Annotated in this window: 13 protein-coding genes and 1 other annotated feature; all 13 genes read left to right on the top strand. The window is 31.3% G+C overall.

What is annotated here, in order from left to right; translation table 11 throughout:
- Positions 1 to 129 precede the first annotated feature (129 nt).
- The 13 genes from yajC (at position 130) to BMY82_RS05560 (ending at position 16775) form a co-directional block, all read left to right on the top strand.
- Positions 130 to 450 carry a preprotein translocase subunit YajC gene (gene yajC, locus BMY82_RS05620; protein WP_091975580.1) on the top strand — a complete coding sequence of 107 codons (321 nt, stop codon included), beginning with the start codon at positions 130 to 132 and terminating at the stop codon, positions 448 to 450.
- 142 nt (positions 451 to 592) lie between these two features.
- On the top strand, positions 593 to 736 hold the full coding sequence (gene scfA, locus BMY82_RS05615) for a six-cysteine ranthipeptide SCIFF (RefSeq protein ID WP_021122491.1): 144 nt from the start codon (positions 593 to 595) through the stop codon (positions 734 to 736).
- Between the two features lie 139 nt (positions 737 to 875).
- A complete protein-coding gene (locus tag BMY82_RS05610; protein WP_091975579.1) occupies positions 876 to 1832 on the top strand; it encodes a cell wall-binding repeat-containing protein in 957 nt (318 codons plus the stop codon).
- Between the two features lie 12 nt (positions 1833 to 1844).
- Entirely contained in the window at positions 1845 to 4010 is a 2166-nt protein-coding gene (locus BMY82_RS05605) for an LTA synthase family protein (RefSeq protein WP_091975578.1), read from the top strand.
- A 391-nt stretch (positions 4011 to 4401) separates the two neighbouring features.
- Positions 4402 to 5775, top strand: coding sequence for a TrkH family potassium uptake protein (locus BMY82_RS05600; RefSeq protein ID WP_091975577.1), 1374 nt, complete (start codon positions 4402 to 4404; stop codon positions 5773 to 5775).
- 137 nt (positions 5776 to 5912) lie between these two features.
- Entirely contained in the window at positions 5913 to 6578 is a 666-nt protein-coding gene (locus BMY82_RS05595) for a potassium channel family protein (protein WP_091975576.1), read from the top strand.
- A 15-nt stretch (positions 6579 to 6593) separates the two neighbouring features.
- Complete coding sequence (locus BMY82_RS05590) at positions 6594 to 7376, top strand: TrmH family RNA methyltransferase (RefSeq protein WP_180366745.1); 783 nt, start codon at positions 6594 to 6596, stop codon at positions 7374 to 7376.
- Between the two features lie 132 nt (positions 7377 to 7508).
- Positions 7509 to 7733: a binding site (T-box leader), on the top strand.
- Between the two features lie 75 nt (positions 7734 to 7808).
- Positions 7809 to 8840 (top strand): phenylalanine--tRNA ligase subunit alpha, encoded by a 1032-nt coding sequence (gene pheS / locus BMY82_RS05585; protein ID WP_091975575.1) that lies wholly within the window; start codon positions 7809 to 7811, stop codon positions 8838 to 8840.
- Positions 8841 to 8858: 18 nt separating this feature from the next.
- Positions 8859 to 11255, top strand: a complete 2397-nt coding sequence (gene pheT, locus BMY82_RS05580) for a phenylalanine--tRNA ligase subunit beta (protein ID WP_091975574.1) — start codon at positions 8859 to 8861, stop codon at positions 11253 to 11255.
- A gap of 218 nt (positions 11256 to 11473) precedes the next feature.
- Positions 11474 to 12052: a cell division protein ZapA gene (locus tag BMY82_RS05575; RefSeq protein WP_091975573.1), complete on the top strand. Its 579-nt coding sequence runs from the start codon at positions 11474 to 11476 to the stop codon at positions 12050 to 12052.
- 175 nt (positions 12053 to 12227) lie between these two features.
- Positions 12228 to 14684 (top strand): U32 family peptidase, encoded by a 2457-nt coding sequence (locus BMY82_RS05570; protein WP_091975572.1) that lies wholly within the window; start codon positions 12228 to 12230, stop codon positions 14682 to 14684.
- An 89-nt stretch (positions 14685 to 14773) separates the two neighbouring features.
- Positions 14774 to 16306: an NAD(P)H-hydrate dehydratase gene (locus BMY82_RS05565; protein ID WP_091975571.1), complete on the top strand. Its 1533-nt coding sequence runs from the start codon at positions 14774 to 14776 to the stop codon at positions 16304 to 16306.
- Positions 16307 to 16322: 16 nt separating this feature from the next.
- Entirely contained in the window at positions 16323 to 16775 is a 453-nt protein-coding gene (locus BMY82_RS05560) for an NfeD family protein (RefSeq protein ID WP_242938928.1), read from the top strand.
- The last annotated feature ends 9 nt before the right edge of the window (positions 16776 to 16784 follow it).

Raw genomic sequence — 16784 nt, 5'->3', positions numbered from 1 at the left:
AAGTATGAAAATAAAAAGAACTTAAAAATAGGATTATTGACATACTTATTATAAAAAATATTATGGTAAATATAAGGCATATGCATTATAATACTAATTATAGAAAAAATAAAATTTAGGAGGGTCAAAATGCCACAGAAACAATTAATGATGAGTCTTGGTTTATGGGTAGTAGTATTTGGAGTATTCTACTTTGTTTTAATAAGACCTCAGAAAAAGAAAGATCAAAAGTTAAAGGAAATGAGAAATTCTATAGAAAAAGGTGATACTGTTGTTACAATAGGCGGTGTAATCGCAAAAGTAGCAAAGGTAGAAGAAGATAGAATAGTTCTTGACCTAGGACCAAGCAGAACGAAGGTACCATTTGAAAAATGGGCAATAGGAAGAGTTGTTGAAAAGGCATCTAGTGAAGAAGTATCAACAGATGCTGAAGAAAAGATAGAACAATAAAGTAAATCACATAAAGTCAGGATGAATTGTTTTGTCCTGACTTTATTTTTGTAAAAAAAGTAAGTATTAGAAAGTACTGTTATTTTTTTGCTATATATGGTATAATGTTATATACAAAAATATATGTATGGGGGTATATGAGATGGAAAAGAAGCATATAAAGACTCTTTCAAAGGCTACTTTAAAGGAAAGTGCAGCAAAGGGTGGATGTGGCGAATGTCAGACTTCTTGCCAGTCTGCTTGCAAGACTTCTTGTACAGTTGCTAATCAAGAGTGCGAAAGATAGTATTCGTAGGAGACAGCCTTTACATGGTTGTCTCTTTTTTTACTTAATTATAAAAATAAAATTTTTAATATTAAAATTCAATGAAAAATCAAGAAAATAATGTTACACTAGGAGTGTAGAAATAAATTAGGAGGTAAATATGAAACTTAAAAAGAAATTTTTATCATTGGCAGTGAGTTTAATGCTTTTTACAGGGTTTGCTGCAAGTTCAAATGCCGTAAGTTTTGACTCAATTCAGAGATTAAAGGGATCAGATAGATATGCTACAGCAAGTGCAATTGCGGGAAGTATTGGTAGCTATGATACAGTAATACTTGTAAATGCTGATAATAATAAGCTAGCTGATGGTTTGAGCGCAAGTGGTTTAGCAGGAGTAGTAAAAGCTCCAATTCTATTAGTACACAAGGATATTATTCCAAATGAAACTCAGTTAAGAATAGATATAGCAAAGAAAATCTATATTATTGGATCAACGAACTCTATAAGTGACAATCTTGAAAATAAATTAAGAGATGAAAATATGGGTGGATTCAATGTAAAGAGAATCGGTGGAAAAGATAGATTTGAAACAAGTAGTAATATAGCTAAAGAAATATTGAATATAAAAGGTTCAATAGGTAAAGTCTTTGTTGCAAATGGATATAAGGGAGAGGCAGATGCCATGAGTATATCTGCAGTAGCAGCTAGAGATGGAGAACCGATAATACTTACAAATGGAAGTACACTTACTGATGCAAGTGCTGGCGTTGTGGAGCAGACTAAAAATATTTATGCAGTAGGTGGAAGAGGAAATATACAGTCATCTCTTGTAAGCTCATTAGGAGCAACAAGAATCAGTGGTAGTGATAGATATAGCACAAACAGTGCAGTAATAAATGAGTTTTACAGAGAAAAACCTACAAGATACTATCTAAGTGATGGATACAAACTTGTAGATGCCCTTACAGGAGGTCCTCTTGCAGGAAGAAATATAAGCCCAATAGTTCTAGTAGGATTAAATAGTAATAAATCTGTGTTAAAGGGAGCAAATCAGTTAGTTGCACTTGGTGGAATACCTGATTCTGTTTTAAAACAGTGTGCACAGGCAACAAATTAATTCTAGGGAACTATGAGCAGTAGAAGAAGAAACAAAAAAGACAAAATACATTTTGGTGATAGAACTTTGTCGTCAAGAAATAGGAAAAGTATAGACAAGGCTAAGATTAAGAATAAGGCACCTGTGGATAGATCGAAGAGAAGAGTATCTGCAGGTGCTCTTAAAAATAAGACTATAAAGAAGAAAAAATATGAAAATAGAGAGCTTCTATTTAATATTGTATATTCATTTTTAATTTTGATTATAGTGGAGTCGATAGCGAGACAGAGTGTAGCAAAGGCATTTTATTTTTTTGCTGACTTTCCAATAGAAGCAATTGTAAATTATGTACTAATATTTTTGATTTTTTCAGCAGCCATGTTTTTTAGAAGAAGGGTATTTTTTAAGTCATTAATAACATTTACTTTATTAGTGCTTTCTAGTATAAGTGCTATATTGATGAAATTAAGAGGAATGCCACTATTTCCATACGATATTCTATCATTTAAAGAGGCAATTAAAATTTCAAGCGTATTTTTGAATATTAGATTTGAAATTGTAGTAATTGTTCTTATAATTGTATTTTCAATTTTTGCTATAATATTATTTAAAAAAGAAGGCAAAAGAAATAGATTTATTGGGAAAAGAAATTTAATAGTTTTTATAGTTACACTTACTGTATATACTGTGGCAGTTCCACAATTGAATAACGCTAAAATAATATCTGCAATGGCTTGGAATCCCGGCGCTTCTTTTGAGAAGAACGGTTTTGTATATTCCTTTGCAAGAGAAAGTGTTTTAGCTGTAAGAAGAAAGCCTAAGGGCTACAATGAAAAAAATATAGATGAAATAAGAAGTAAGCTAGATAAAGAAGTGAAAAAAGATAAAAGAGAGATTTTAAAAGGAAACAGCAGACCGAATATAATAGTGGTGCAATTAGAAGCCTTTATGGATCCAACAAGGATAAAAGGTGTCAAATTCGATAAGGACCCTATGCCTAATATGAGAAGGCTTATGAAAAACTATACTTCAGGTCTTATGAATGTTCCAGTTACCGGTGGTGGTACTGCAAGAACAGAGTATGAAGTTCTCTCTGGTGCAAACTTCAATTATTTAAATCAGGGTGAGATACCATATCAGACATTTTTAGCAGAAAAACCGTCTATATCTTTGGCAAATGATCTAGATAGAAGTGGATATAGGTCTATTGCTATACACAATTTCTATCAGAGATTTTACAACAGAAATAAGGGACTTGAAAACTTAGGTTTTGATAAATTTATCCCTTTGGATGTTATGACTAATGTAGAGTATAATCCTACCTACTGGCCAAAAGATAAAATACTTACAAAATATATAGATGAACAGCTAGATGACAAAGATATTCCAGAAAGTGGAAAAGAAAATAAGCCAGCTTTTATATTTACTATATCAACTCAAGGTCATAGTAAATATCCTATGACAAAGTTGGACATAGAATATCCAATCAAGCTAGTAGATTGCAAATTACCGATAAAAGATCAAAACCAAATAACTTATTACGCGAACCAGGTTAAGGAAATGGACGATTTTGTTGGAAAGTTAATTGAAGATGTAAATAAGTCAAAAAAACCTGCAGTAGTTGTTTTATATGGAGATCACCTTCCTGCACTAGATATTATAAGAAGAGAGCAGGCTGGTGTAGATAAATTTGAATCTTTATTTGTAGTTGCTAATAATTTTGGAAAGAAAAAAGAAAGTATTCCAAAGGATTTTCAGGCATATGAACTTTCAACACTTGCTTTGCAAACTGCAGGTCAGCCATATGGACCTTTAAATATGATACATGCCTATTTTAAGAATAATAAGGATTATCAAGATTATTTAAAACTAGTTCAATATGATTTACTTTTTGGTAAGAGGTATTTCTTAAAGGCAAATGAAGTGCCAAAAAGCAAAAAGATGGAAGTTGCAAACAAGGATTTGAAGTTGGATAAAATTGAACAAAGAGCAGGGGATTTCTTTATATTAGGAGAAGGATTTAACAGAAATACAGAGGTTTATATAGATGGTAAAAAGGTTGAATCAGATTATTATAATGATAAAACTATAAGGCTGTATGATAACTTCTATACTGGTAAGAAGGAAGTTTTCCTGAGAATTAATGATAACAATGGGAATCCTATACAGGAAACAAAGAAAATAAAATTTGATTTTTAAAGTTAAGTTGTGACGTTTATGTACGCCACAACTTTCTTTTATTTTTAGTGAATGTGAATTTATAAATAATTTGATTTTAGAAATTTAACAATTAGTTGGAATAGAAGTAAAGTAATTAAATTTAATATTTTAAATAATCAATGGAAATTTTGCGTACAATATATTAAAATATATTAAATATAAATAGCTAAATTACAAAATAGTAATTTAAAGAAAAGTTATGATTTTGCAAAATAGAATATACTTGGAGTATAATAGTAATATGTATTAGACTTTATGAGAAATATGTTAATAAATAGATTTTAATAAATAATATAAATCATATATATTTTTATATTATTATGGTACAATGAATTGTAAAAATTTTAAAAGGTATATTTTGGAGGAAAAAATGGATACAGTAAAGAAAGTCTATCCATCATTTCTCTACAGGATAAGACCTGCAGGAATGATGGTACTAGGATTTGGAAGTGTAATATTAATAGGAGCATTGCTTCTTATGACGCCATTAGCAAGCAATTCCGGAACCAGTACAAGCTTTATAGACTGCTTATTTACAGCAACGTCTGCAGTATGTGTAACAGGACTTGTAGTTGTAGATACGAGTTTACATTGGAGTGTCTTTGGCAAAACAGTAATTATTCTATTAATTCAAATCGGTGGGCTTGGATTTATGTCAATAAGTGCTGCAATAGCAATTGTTTTTAAAAGAAAAATTAACCTTAGACAAAGAATATTAATAAAAGAGGCTCTTAATCAGAATCAGTTGTCAGGATCTGTAAGACTTATTATATATGTTATGAAGTATACCTTCATAATAGAATTTATAGGAAGTCTAATTTTGTCGACAGTATTTATTCCAAAGTTTGGTCTTGCTAAGGGAATTGCCTATAGTGTATTCCACTCTATATCAGCATTTTGTAATGCGGGATTTGATTTATTGGGAAGAAGTAGCGGTGAATATACATCACTTGTTTCTTTTTATAATAACCCTATTATTGTATTTACTATTAGTTCACTTATAATATTAGGTGGTATAGGTTTTGGGGTAATGGTATGTGTTATTAAAAAGAAACGTTTTAAGCAGTTTGATTTAAGTTCAAAACTTGCATTAATAACAACCATTTCATTGATTTTAATAGGTACAGCTCTTATATTCTTTGGTGAATTTAATAACCCAGCAAGTATAGGTAATATGAATATTTGGGATAAGTTCCAAGTTTCTTATTTTCAATCAGTTACAACGAGAACAGCAGGATTTGGAACAGTGGATTTTTCAACATTAAGGGAGAGTACTCTATTTGTTATGATAATACTTATGTTTATAGGTGCATCACCGGCATCTACAGGTGGAGGTATAAAGACAACTACCTTAGCAGTAATAGTTTTGGCAATAAGGGCATTTATGAAAGATCAAGATGAAATAACAGTCTTTAAAAAAAGAATTAATAAGTATACATTTAGAAAAGCTTTAGGTGTATTTGGAGTAGCAATAGCCACAGTGGTTACGGGAACATATTTAATAAATGTTACCCAAGGTCATGAGTTTAATTTGTTGGCTAGTGCCTTTGAAGTATCTTCTGCATTTGCAACAGTAGGACTTTCAGTTGCTGGATCATATAATTTAAATATATTCGGTAAACTATTAATAATAGCTCTTATGTTTGCAGGACGTGTAGGTTCTTTAACTGTATTTGCAATGTTTATACACGATCCTGAACCAAATAGTGTAAGATATCCAGAAGCCAAGATATTGGTAGGATAGAAGTTATGTGTATATTTAGGAAGAAATAGATAAATTAAAAAGAATATGTGCTTGTAAATCACATATTAGGATATAGCGATAAAATTTAATTTAGATAATAATCAATACAGGTAAAAGACCTTATAGGAGGATTTTTTATGAAACAGTATATAGTTATAGGAGCAGGGAGATTTGGAACTTCATTAGCGCAGTCTCTATTAAACGCAGGGCAAGAAGTAATGGTAATAGATGAAAATGAAAAAATTATACAGCAGCTTTCGGAGACAATGGATAATGTTGCTATAGTAAGTGCTACTGATGAAATAGCTCTAAAAAATATAGGACTTAGCAACTTTGATGTAGCGATAGTATGTATAGGTTCAGATCTAAGAGCCTCTATAATGGCGACACTTATTGCTAAAGATTTAGGGGTTCCTTATGTAATTAGTAAGGCAACTGACAAAATCCAAGCAGATGTTTTGAGAAAAATAGGTGCTGACAGAGTTGTTTTCCCAGAACATGATATGGGAGTAAAACTTGCCAAGGCTCTTACATTTGATAATCTTGTAGATTATATGGAGCTTGATGACACTCATTCTATATTTGAAATAACTGTTCCTAGCTCTTGGATAGGAAGCAATTTGATAGATTTAAGTGTAAGAAAGAAATACAATATGAATATAGTAGCTGTTAAAAGAGGGGAAAGATTTCAGGTTCCGCCAGATCCAAACAAGGAATTTGAAGAAGGTGATATAATAGTAGTTGCAGGAAATTCAAAACTAATTGAAAATATTGCCCTAAGAGTATCCTCAGGTAAGTGGTAAGAAGAAAGGAAAGAAATGATATTTATAAAAAGCAAAGATAATGATAAATTCAAACTTGCAAAATCTCTTTTGAAAACGAAATATAGAAATAGAGAAAAAAAATATCTAGCAGAAGGTTTAAGGACAATTGAACTTGCTCTTGAACACGGAGCAAAAATAGAGTACGTATTTTTAAGTGAAAGATTTGTAAGCAATGATGAAAATATTGATGTGATAGAAAAGTTAGAAGAAGTAACAAAGATATATGCTCTGTCAGATGATTTATTTAAAAATATTTCAGAAACAGAGAACTCACAAGGTATAGTAGCAATGATAAATATGAAAGATCTTGTGATAGAAGATTATGATTGTAATAGGCATAAGAAAATAATAATTTTAGATAGACTTCAAGATCCAGGTAATCTAGGAACAATAATAAGAACTGCAGATGCAGCTGGATTTGATATGATAATAATGACAAAGGGCTGTGTAGACCTTTACAACCCAAAAGTTGTAAGATCTGCAATGGGTTCTATGTTCTATATGGATATAGTCTCTACAAGTCAAGAGAAGGCATTTGAAGTATTAAAAGAAAATAATGTTGAAATTGTTTCTAGCTACCTAAAGACTGATAATTTTTTCAACAAAGTAGATTATTCAGAAAGATGTGCCCTTGTTTTGGGAAATGAAGCAAATGGAATATGTGATTTTTGGATAGATAATTCCGATTTGCTTGTCAAAATTCCTATGTATGGTAAGGCGGAATCTCTAAATGTAGGGATTTCAGCAGCTCTTTTGATGTATCAGATAAGTTTATAGCTATAGAAATACTTATAGTATTTAAATTTAAAGGCAGAAAACTATTTTATTATTTAGAAAAAGTAAAAAAATTCTTGCAAAAAATTGACACATTTGATACAATACAGACAAGGTTTAATAAAATGAGATAAATTAAATGCTTTGAAAGAGAAAAGTACTATGTTTCTTGCAATTAAGAGAGTAGCCGTTTGGTGAGAGGCTATTTGTATTGACATGGGAAGTTCACTCTGGAGCAGCTTTTCTGAAATAATAGTAAGTAAAGACGTGATGTGCGTTAAACTTTTGAGTGGTTTGTATTATATTTTTTAGTACAGACTATTAGGGTGGTACCGCGATTTCAGACCTTTCGTCCCTATGGATGAAAGGTCTTTTTTTATTTTAAAAATTTAAAGGAGAAAACTCCATAAAAAAGATTTAGAAAGGAAGAATACTATGCAGGAAAAATTAAAAGACTTAAAAAAAATTGCAGAAGAACGAATTAAATCTGTAGAAACTTTAGATGATGTAGAACAGTTAAGAGTTGATCTACTTGGAAAGAAGGGAGAACTTACTCAAATATTAAAGGGTATGGGCAAGCTTTCTTCAGAGGAAAGACCAGTAATCGGAAAACTTGGAAATGAAGTAAGACAGTTAATTACAGACTCTGTAAATTCAAAGAAAGAGGCTATAAAGGCATCTATGCTTGATAAGAGATTGGAAATGGAAAAAATAGATGTTACAATGCCTGGAAAGAAGTATAAGTTAGGTAAGCAGCATATAATAAGCAAGATGATAGATGAAGTAACTGAAATATTTATGGGAATGGGATTCTCTATAGCTGAAGGTCCTGAAGTAGAAACAGTTTCAAATAACTTTGATGCTCTAAATGCTCCAAAGGATCATCCATCAAGAGATATGTCAGATACATTCTATATTACTGAAGACATACTTCTTAGAACTCAGACTTCTCCTGTTCAGATAAGAACTATGAAGAAGGCTGTAAAGGAGGATAATCTTCCTCTAAAAATAATAGTTCCAGGAAGATGTTTCAGAAGTGACAGCCCAGATGCTACTCATTCACCAATGTTCCATCAGATAGAAGTTCTTGTTGTAGGAAAGAACATAACTTTTACTGAATTCAAGGGAACAATGGAGACATTTGTTCAGAAACTTTATGGACCAGAAACAAAGACTAAGTTTAGACCTCACAACTTCCCATTTACAGAACCAAGTGCAGAAATAGATGTTACTTGCTTTAAGTGTGGTGGAGCGGGATGTCCAGTATGTAAGGGAGAAGGATGGATAGAAATCCTTGGAGCTGGAATGGTGCATCCAAATGTACTTAAAAACTGTGGTATAGATCCTGAAGTATATAGTGGTTTTGCTGCTGGTATGGGAGTTGAAAGACTTGCTATGTTAAAGTACGGAATAGACGATATAAGACTGATGTTTGAAAATGACGTAAGATTCTTGGATGAGTTCTAAATTAGGAGGTAGATATAAATGTTAGTTTCATTAAAATGGTTAGGAGAATATGTTGATATAGATGTGGATGCCCAGACATTCGGTGACAAGATGACTATGACAGGTACAAAGACTGAAACAGTAGAATACTACGGTAAGGAAATAGAAAATGTTGTAGTAGCAAAGATTCTTGAAATAGAAAAGCATCCAGATGCAGATAAATTAATAGTAACAAAGGTTGATATAGGAAAAGATGAACCTATTCAGATTGTAACAGGCGCAAAGAATGTAAGAGTTGGAGACTATATACCACTAGCACTTGATGGAGCAAAGCTTCCAGGTGGAGTAGAAATATATAAGGGCATGCTTAGAGGAGTAGAGTCTAATGGTATGATGTGTTCTTGTAATGAATTAGCAATAGATGAAAAGTTCGTTGAAGAATATAAAAAAGATGGAATATATATTCTTGATATGGAAGAAGAATATACTCCAGGTCAGGATATAAAGGAAGTTTTAGGACTTAATGATGCAGTTATAGACTTCGAACTTACTTCAAACAGGCCTGACTGCAGATGTATGATAGGTATAGCAAGAGAAGCTGCTGTAACTCTTGGTAAGAAGATAAAGTATCCTGAAATAAAGGTAAAGGAAGAATCAAATCAGACAACAGATGTAAGCATATCAATAGAAAATCCTGAGCTTTGTCAAAGATATATGGCAAGAAGGGTGACAGATGTAAAGATAGAAAGATCACCATATTGGATGCAGAGAAGACTTATTGAATCAGGTGTAAGACCGATAAACAACATAGTGGATATTACAAACTATGTAATGCTTGAAATGGGTCAGCCAATGCATGCATTTGATATGAGAGAGATTGAAAATAATACAATCGTTGTAAAAAATGCCAATACAGGAGACAAATTTACTACACTTGATGGACAGGAAAGAGAATTAGATTCTGAAATGTTAATGATAACAAATGGAGAGAAGAATCTAAGTATCGCCGGTATAATGGGGGGCGAAGAGTCAGGAGTTAAAGATGATACGACAGAGATAATGTTTGAAACAGCATCATTTAACAGAGAAAATATAAGAAAGACTTCTAAGAAGTTAGGTCTAAGAAGTGAATCTTCATCAAGATTTGAAAAAGGCATTGCAATAGAAACAGCAGAACTTGCTATGGAAAGAGCGGCTCAGTTAGTTGAACTTTTAGGAGCAGGTAAAGTCATGAAGGATGTTGTAGATGTAAATCCAATTAAGCAGGAAAAGCAGACAATAACAGTAAGCCCAAAGAGAATTAATTCAAGAATTGGTGTAGATATACCTATGGATGAATTCTGTAAAATATTAGAAGATCTTGAATTTAAGTGCAATCTTGTAAGTGAAGATGAGTTAAAGCTTGAAGTTCCAAACTTTAGACTAGATATAGAGCAAGAGGCTGATATATTTGAAGAAATAGCTAGAATATATGGATTTGAAAGAATTCCATCTGTTCAGTTGAAGGGAAACACAACTGCTGGTGTTAAGACTGACAAGCAGAAATACTTAGACAAGGTTAAAAATACTGCAATAGGATGTGGCTTATATGAAACTCTAACATATTCTTTTGTAAGTCCAAAGGGATTAGATAAAATAAGAGTACCGGAAAATTCAAAGCTTAGAGATGTTGTAAAACTAATAAATCCACTTGGTGAAGATACTTCAATAATGAGAACGACAATGATACCAAATATGATGGATGTACTACATACAAATGTATCAAGAAATATAGATGAAGTAGCTATATTTGAATGTGGTCATGTATTTACTCCAGAAGATATGGCAGGAGTTGAAGAAACTCGCCTATGTGTTGGTTTATGTGGTGGAGAAGCAGAATTCTTTACACTAAAGGGTATAATAGAAAAGATATTTGAAAGAACTGGTCTTAAGGGGCATACTTATATTGCTGATTCTGAAAATACATCATTCCATCCTGGAAGATGTGCAGATATAATGTCAAACGGAGTAAAGCTTGGAACTATAGGAGAAATACATCCATTAGTCTTAGATAACTATGGAATATCAAAGAGAGTTTATATAGCTGAAATAAATCTTGATGAAGCTTATAGAATATCTGACCAGACGATAGTATTTGTTCCACTTCCAAAGTATCCTGCAATAACAAGAGATATAGCTCTTCTTGTAAAAGATGAGGTAGAAGTAGCACAGATAGAAGCTATTATAAAAGCAAATGGAGAAGGTCTTGTAGAAGATTGCGAATTATTCGATGTATACAAGGGAGACCAGATAGAAGATGGATACAAATCAATAGCGTATTCAATAGTATATAGAAACCCAGAAAAGACACTAAAAGATTCAGATGTAGCAAGTGTTCATGAGGGAATATTAAAAGAATTAGAAAACAAAATAGGCGCAAAGCTTAGAGAAATATAATTTTAGATAAATATTAGGTATATTTTTAACGTTAGCAAGGTTTTATTTCAAACGCAAATATATCTATAAAAACAAAAATGCCAGCTGTATATATTGCAGTTGGCTTTTTTGTATATATAGATTAATATTTTCAAAATCATGTTGATATAATCCTTATATAATAGTAACAAGGTCTATTTTGTGATATAATAAATGTATAATTACAATGAGGTGATGCAATGAAAACAGTGAGTGTGACAATTGATGGTATAGACTATAAAATAGTCGGGGACAGGGATGAAGCCCAAATAGTAAAAATTGCTAAATATATTGATAAAAAGCTAGGTGAAATAAGAAGTGCAGCTCCTAATCTTAATAAGGTAGATGCAAGTGTTCTTACTTCAATAAATATAGTTGATCAACTTTTTGAAAATAAAGAGAAGGTTGAGAAGCTTGAAAAAGAGCTTAAATCAATTAAAGAGGGTTATAGCAATACAACTGAAGATGTAGAAAAAGAATTTGATTCAGTACTTAAAAAACTTGAAGTCGCAGAAAACAAGGCATCTGAATCGGAAAAAGAAATAGAAAGACTAAAAAAGCTTGTTGAAGAAAAGGAAAAAGAAGTAATTAACAAGAAGGAAAGTAATGCAGATGCAAATAAAACAGATGAAGAATCTGAAAAGAAAATAAAAGCACTAGAGATGAAGCTTAAGGATATGGAAAAGAAGGTTGCAGTAGCGGAAAGTATGGCAACAGAGTTCCAAAACAAAGCCTATAATCTACAGCTTAACTATGAGGAATTAAAAAATAAAAAGTAGAAAAACTATTTAGGACTACCTTTAAAGTAGTCCTTTTATATTCTCTTGAAATAAATGTTATATATTTAGATATAAAAAATGATATAATATACTATAACGATATAGATAAAGATGATTTTTATAAGATAAAAAAGAAATAGGAGGGAGGCAAGGTGCTTGTAAGTACCTTGATTAAATGAATAAAGAATTAGAATTACTAGCTCCAGTAGGGAGCTTTGAATCACTAAAAGCTGCAGTACAAAATGGCGCAAATGCAGTTTATTTAGGTGGAAAAGAATTCAGCGCAAGAGCAAGTGCAAATAACTTCGATAGAGAAGAGCTTATAGAGGCAATAAAATATGCACATATAAGAGGATGTAAGGTTTTTGTAACAGTAAATACTCTTATAAAGCAAGATGAAATAGAGGATTTTCTAGAGTATATTAAGTTTTTATATGATATTCAAGTAGATGCTCTTATAATACAGGACATTGGAATGGCGGTATTAATCAAGAAAGAATTACCAGATTTTGAGTTACACGCAAGTACTCAAATGTCTGCACATTCATTAGATGATGTAAGATATTTAGAAAAAATAGGTTTCAAAAGAGTAGTTCTGGCAAGAGAGCTAAATGTAGACGAGATAAAATACATAACAGATAATTGTAAGGCGGATATAGAAGTTTTTGTTCATGGAGCCCTTTGTGTATGTTATTCAGGTCAGTGTCTTATGAGTTCGGTATTGGGGACTAGATCTGGTAATAGAGGAAGATGTGCTCAACCATGTAGACAAAAATACAAGCTATACAATATAGATGAAGATAAGTATTTAGAAACAAATGGAGAATACCTTTTAAGTCCTAGAGATTTAAATACAGTTGAAAATATAGGAAAGGTAATAGATGCAAATGTTCTTTCACTTAAAATAGAAGGAAGAATGAAAAGACCTGAATATGTTGCAACTGTAATTTCTGCTTATAGAGATGCGATAGTAAATTACATAGAAAGTAAAGATAGTAAAATAGACAGTGAAAGAATAGAAGAATTATATACTATTTTTAATAGAAAGTTTACTTGTGGTTATATTCTTGGTGAAGTTGGAGAAGATATAATGAATTCCAATAAGCCTAACAATAGGGGGCTATATATAGGTAAGGCTATTTCCTATAATCCAAAATCCAAAAAACTTAAAATAAAATTAGAAAAGTCGCTTAAAAAGGGTGATGGTTTGAATATAGGTGGAGGAACAGTAGGAAGAATTATAAAGGGAAAAGAAATTTCAGACTATGCTAAAGCTGGAGAAGTCGTGGAAATAGATTATATAGGCAAAGTTGCAAATGGAACTGAAATATTTAAAACAAGTGACGGAATGCTTATAGACAGAGTTAGAAAAAGTTATGAGGAAGATAAGGAATATATAAAGATTCCACTGAATGCTAAGTTGGAAGTTTCTTTAGGTAAAAAAGCAAAACTTACTCTTGAAGATTCAGATGGTAATATAGTAACAGTAAGTGGAGAGAAAGATGCTGAAAAGGCTATAAAAGTAGCTTTGAGTTCTGAAAAGGCTGAAAAGCAAATTTCAAAAATGGGAGATACTCCTTTTAGATTAGAAAATTTTGAAGCTCTAATAGAAGAAGGTGTAAGTATTGCTATAAGCGAATTAAATAATATTAGAAGAAAGGCAATAGATGAACTTTCTGAAAAAAGAATATATGTGGACAGAAGCAAGGCAAATTTATCTGTAGAGAGAGATTTAGCTATAAAAAAAATTTTTGACGAAAATAATGACAATTTAAAAGTCAATGTATCTTGTAAAAATCTTGAGCAATTAAGGTCTGCAATAGAAAAAGACGTGGACAATATTTATTACAAAGATGTATATACATTAAATGAAGCAGTAAATATTGCGAGAGAGCATTCTAGAAAAATTTCTTTTTATATGCCTAGAATAATAAGAAGTAAGGAAAATAATATTTACAAGGCACTAGAAAATATAGAAGCTGCGAATATTGAATATTTAGACTCATTTAGAGTTTCAAACTATGGAGAAATAGAAAGAATAAAAAGTATTTATCCTAACAAAAAGATAAAAATATCTTCTTGGATGAATGTAATAAACGATGAATCTATAAAATATTACGACTCTATAAATGCCGATACAATATGTTTATCACAGGAAGTTTCGATGATGCAAATTAGAAATTTATCTGAAGATGTGAAAAGTAAGGCAAATCTCGAGTATCTAGTATATGGTCATACGGAAATGATGATAAGCGAATATTGTCCGATGGGAGTTTTAACAAAAGATTGTAAGAAAAATAAAAGGGATGCTATGTGCTCTAAAAGTATATATGCCTTGGAATCTTCTGAGGGTGAGAAATTTAGGCTTTCACAAGATGAAAATTGTAGAACAACTATATATTCCGATGAAACAGTGTGTCTATTAGAGGAAGTAGAAGATCTATATGAAGAAGGTATTAAAAATATAGAACTTGCTTTTTATTTTGAAGGAGCTAGTGAAACTTCTAATGTGATTGAAAAGTTTGTGGAGTATAGAGATAGATGTAATGGAAAGTTTGATTCTTACTATGGAGAAATCGAAATGAATAGCAAAAAATTTAGTAAGGGACATTTATACAAAGAAATAGATTAAATTAATTTCCGCAGCACAAAGTGTTGCGGGATACTTTTATATATTTAAAAAGTATTTTATCAGTATATGTTAAGAAGGAGAGGGTTTAAATGTATATAGCAGGAGCAGAATTTACTTCTTTGATGGACAGAACTTGTATAGAAAAATATAAAATGCCAGAAATAATGTTGATGGAAAATGCAGCTGAAGTAGGATTTAGAAGAATAATGAAAATAGAATCTGAAAATAACTTGAATTTTAGAGAAATAACAATTGTTTGTGGCTGTGGTAACAATGGTGGTGATGGATTTGCAATAGCAAGAAAGTTATACAATATAGGGAGAGATATTAAGATTATAGTAATAGGTAATATTTCTAAAATGAGTTACTCAGCAAAAACAAATTATGACATTGCTTTAGCTATGGGAATAGAGCTTTTTCATCTAGAAAAAGGAATAGATATTAGTGAAAAATTAAAAGAACTTTCTAAAAGTGATTTAGTTTTAGATTGTATTTTTGGAGTTGGACTAAATAGAAATATAGAAGGAGATTATAAAGAATTAATTAACTGTATTAATAGGCTTAAAGAAGAGAATGATTATAAAATCATAGCTATAGATATTCCTTCAGGTATTAATGGAAGTATAGGGGAAGTTATGGGAGTTTCTATTAAAGCAGATTTTACAATTACTTTTGAATTTTTCAAGAAAGGTTTTTTAAGATATGATACAGAAAAGTACTTAGGAAAAGTTTATACTGAAAAAATCGGTATTCCATATAAATTTTATAATGAAATAGAAGATATAGCATCGTTTATAGAAGAAGACTATGTTTTAGATAACTTGATAATTAGAGAGGATTATTCACATAAAGGGGATTTTGGACGTTCTGTAATATTTGCTGCATCTAATGGATTTTATGGTGCTGGCTATCTTTCTACTCAAGCATGTGTAAAGACTGGCTCAGGTCTTACTAGTCTAGTTTGTAGTGAAGATGTTCAGAAAATTTTAGCTGTTAAATTAGAAGAAGCCATGACTTGTCTGTATTCAGATTCAGAAAGAGTGGAGAAGTTGTTAGAAAGTGCCAATGCAGTAGCTTTTGGTCCAGGTCTAGGAAACAATGAAAAAACAGAGAAACTTTTGCAGAAAATTTTATCTGAAATAAATATTCCAATAGTGATAGATGCTGATGGTATAAACGTATTTAAAGCAGAATATGTAAAAAATAATACAAATTGTATACTAACTCCTCATTTAGGAGAATTTTCGAGACTATCTGGAATTAGCATAAGAGAAATTGAAAAAGATAGATTAGGATATGCAAAAAAATATGCTAAGGATAATGAGCTAGTATTAGTACTAAAGGGAAAAAACACAATAGTAACAGATGGAATAAGAACAATGGTAAATACTACGGGTAATTATGCAATGGCAAATGGGGGCATGGGAGATACCCTTACTGGAATAATAACAGCTCTTTGTGCTCAAGGATATGAAGCTTTTGTTGCAGCAACAATAGGAGTATATCTTCATGGTAGATGTGGAGATTCTATTTTTGAAAATAATCAGGTTGTCAATGCTACGGATATTATAAAAAGAATACCAAAGGAATTAAAAATATTGTATAATAGAGTAAATATATAGAAAAGGAGGTAGTTTGGTGGTTTTGAGCATAAAAGTAATCTGGGTGTTGGTAGCCATAGCTTTTGCTATTGCTGAAGCAGCTACACTTAGCCTTACTATGATCTGGTTTACCATAGGTGCACTTTGTGCTTTGGGAGTATCTTATATTACAGAGAGCTTAACAATTCAGATAGCAGTATTTGCAATAATATCTTTTTTACTACTTTTTATTGCTACGAAGAAATTAATAAAAATGGATCGTGATAAAAGCAATACTCATTGGGCAAGTGTTGACACAAATACGGATGCAATAATAGGAAAAAAGGGCTTTGTATTAAAAGAAATAACTCCAGAAGAGGCTGGTATTGTAAAAGTAAAGGGCGAAGAATGGAGTGCAATATCCTGTGATTCAGATTCTACTATAGAAAAGGGAACAGAAATAATTGTAAAATCTATAGAAGGTGTAAAGCTTGTTGTATGCAAAAAGTAATGAAACATT

The sequence above is a fragment of the Peptostreptococcus russellii genome, from assembly GCF_900110295.1.
Classification (GTDB): Bacteria; Bacillota; Clostridia; order Peptostreptococcales; family Peptostreptococcaceae; genus Peptostreptococcus; species Peptostreptococcus russellii_A.
Note: the sequence above shows the minus strand (reverse complement) of the source record. Positions and strands in the feature narration are given on the sequence as shown.

Coding starts and splice junctions, on each gene's coding strand:
- yajC (WP_091975580.1), top strand. CDS start 130: ATGCCACAGAAACAATTAATGATGAGTCTTGGTTTATGGGTAGTAGTA.
- scfA (WP_021122491.1), top strand. CDS start 593: ATGGAAAAGAAGCATATAAAGACTCTTTCAAAGGCTACTTTAAAGGAA.
- BMY82_RS05610 (WP_091975579.1), top strand. CDS start 876: ATGAAACTTAAAAAGAAATTTTTATCATTGGCAGTGAGTTTAATGCTT.
- BMY82_RS05605 (WP_091975578.1), top strand. CDS start 1,845: ATGAGCAGTAGAAGAAGAAACAAAAAAGACAAAATACATTTTGGTGAT.
- BMY82_RS05600 (WP_091975577.1), top strand. CDS start 4,402: ATGGATACAGTAAAGAAAGTCTATCCATCATTTCTCTACAGGATAAGA.
- BMY82_RS05595 (WP_091975576.1), top strand. CDS start 5,913: ATGAAACAGTATATAGTTATAGGAGCAGGGAGATTTGGAACTTCATTA.
- BMY82_RS05590 (WP_180366745.1), top strand. CDS start 6,594: ATGATATTTATAAAAAGCAAAGATAATGATAAATTCAAACTTGCAAAA.
- pheS (WP_091975575.1), top strand. CDS start 7,809: ATGCAGGAAAAATTAAAAGACTTAAAAAAAATTGCAGAAGAACGAATT.
- pheT (WP_091975574.1), top strand. CDS start 8,859: ATGTTAGTTTCATTAAAATGGTTAGGAGAATATGTTGATATAGATGTG.
- BMY82_RS05575 (WP_091975573.1), top strand. CDS start 11,474: ATGAAAACAGTGAGTGTGACAATTGATGGTATAGACTATAAAATAGTC.
- BMY82_RS05570 (WP_091975572.1), top strand. CDS start 12,228: ATGAATAAAGAATTAGAATTACTAGCTCCAGTAGGGAGCTTTGAATCA.
- BMY82_RS05565 (WP_091975571.1), top strand. CDS start 14,774: ATGTATATAGCAGGAGCAGAATTTACTTCTTTGATGGACAGAACTTGT.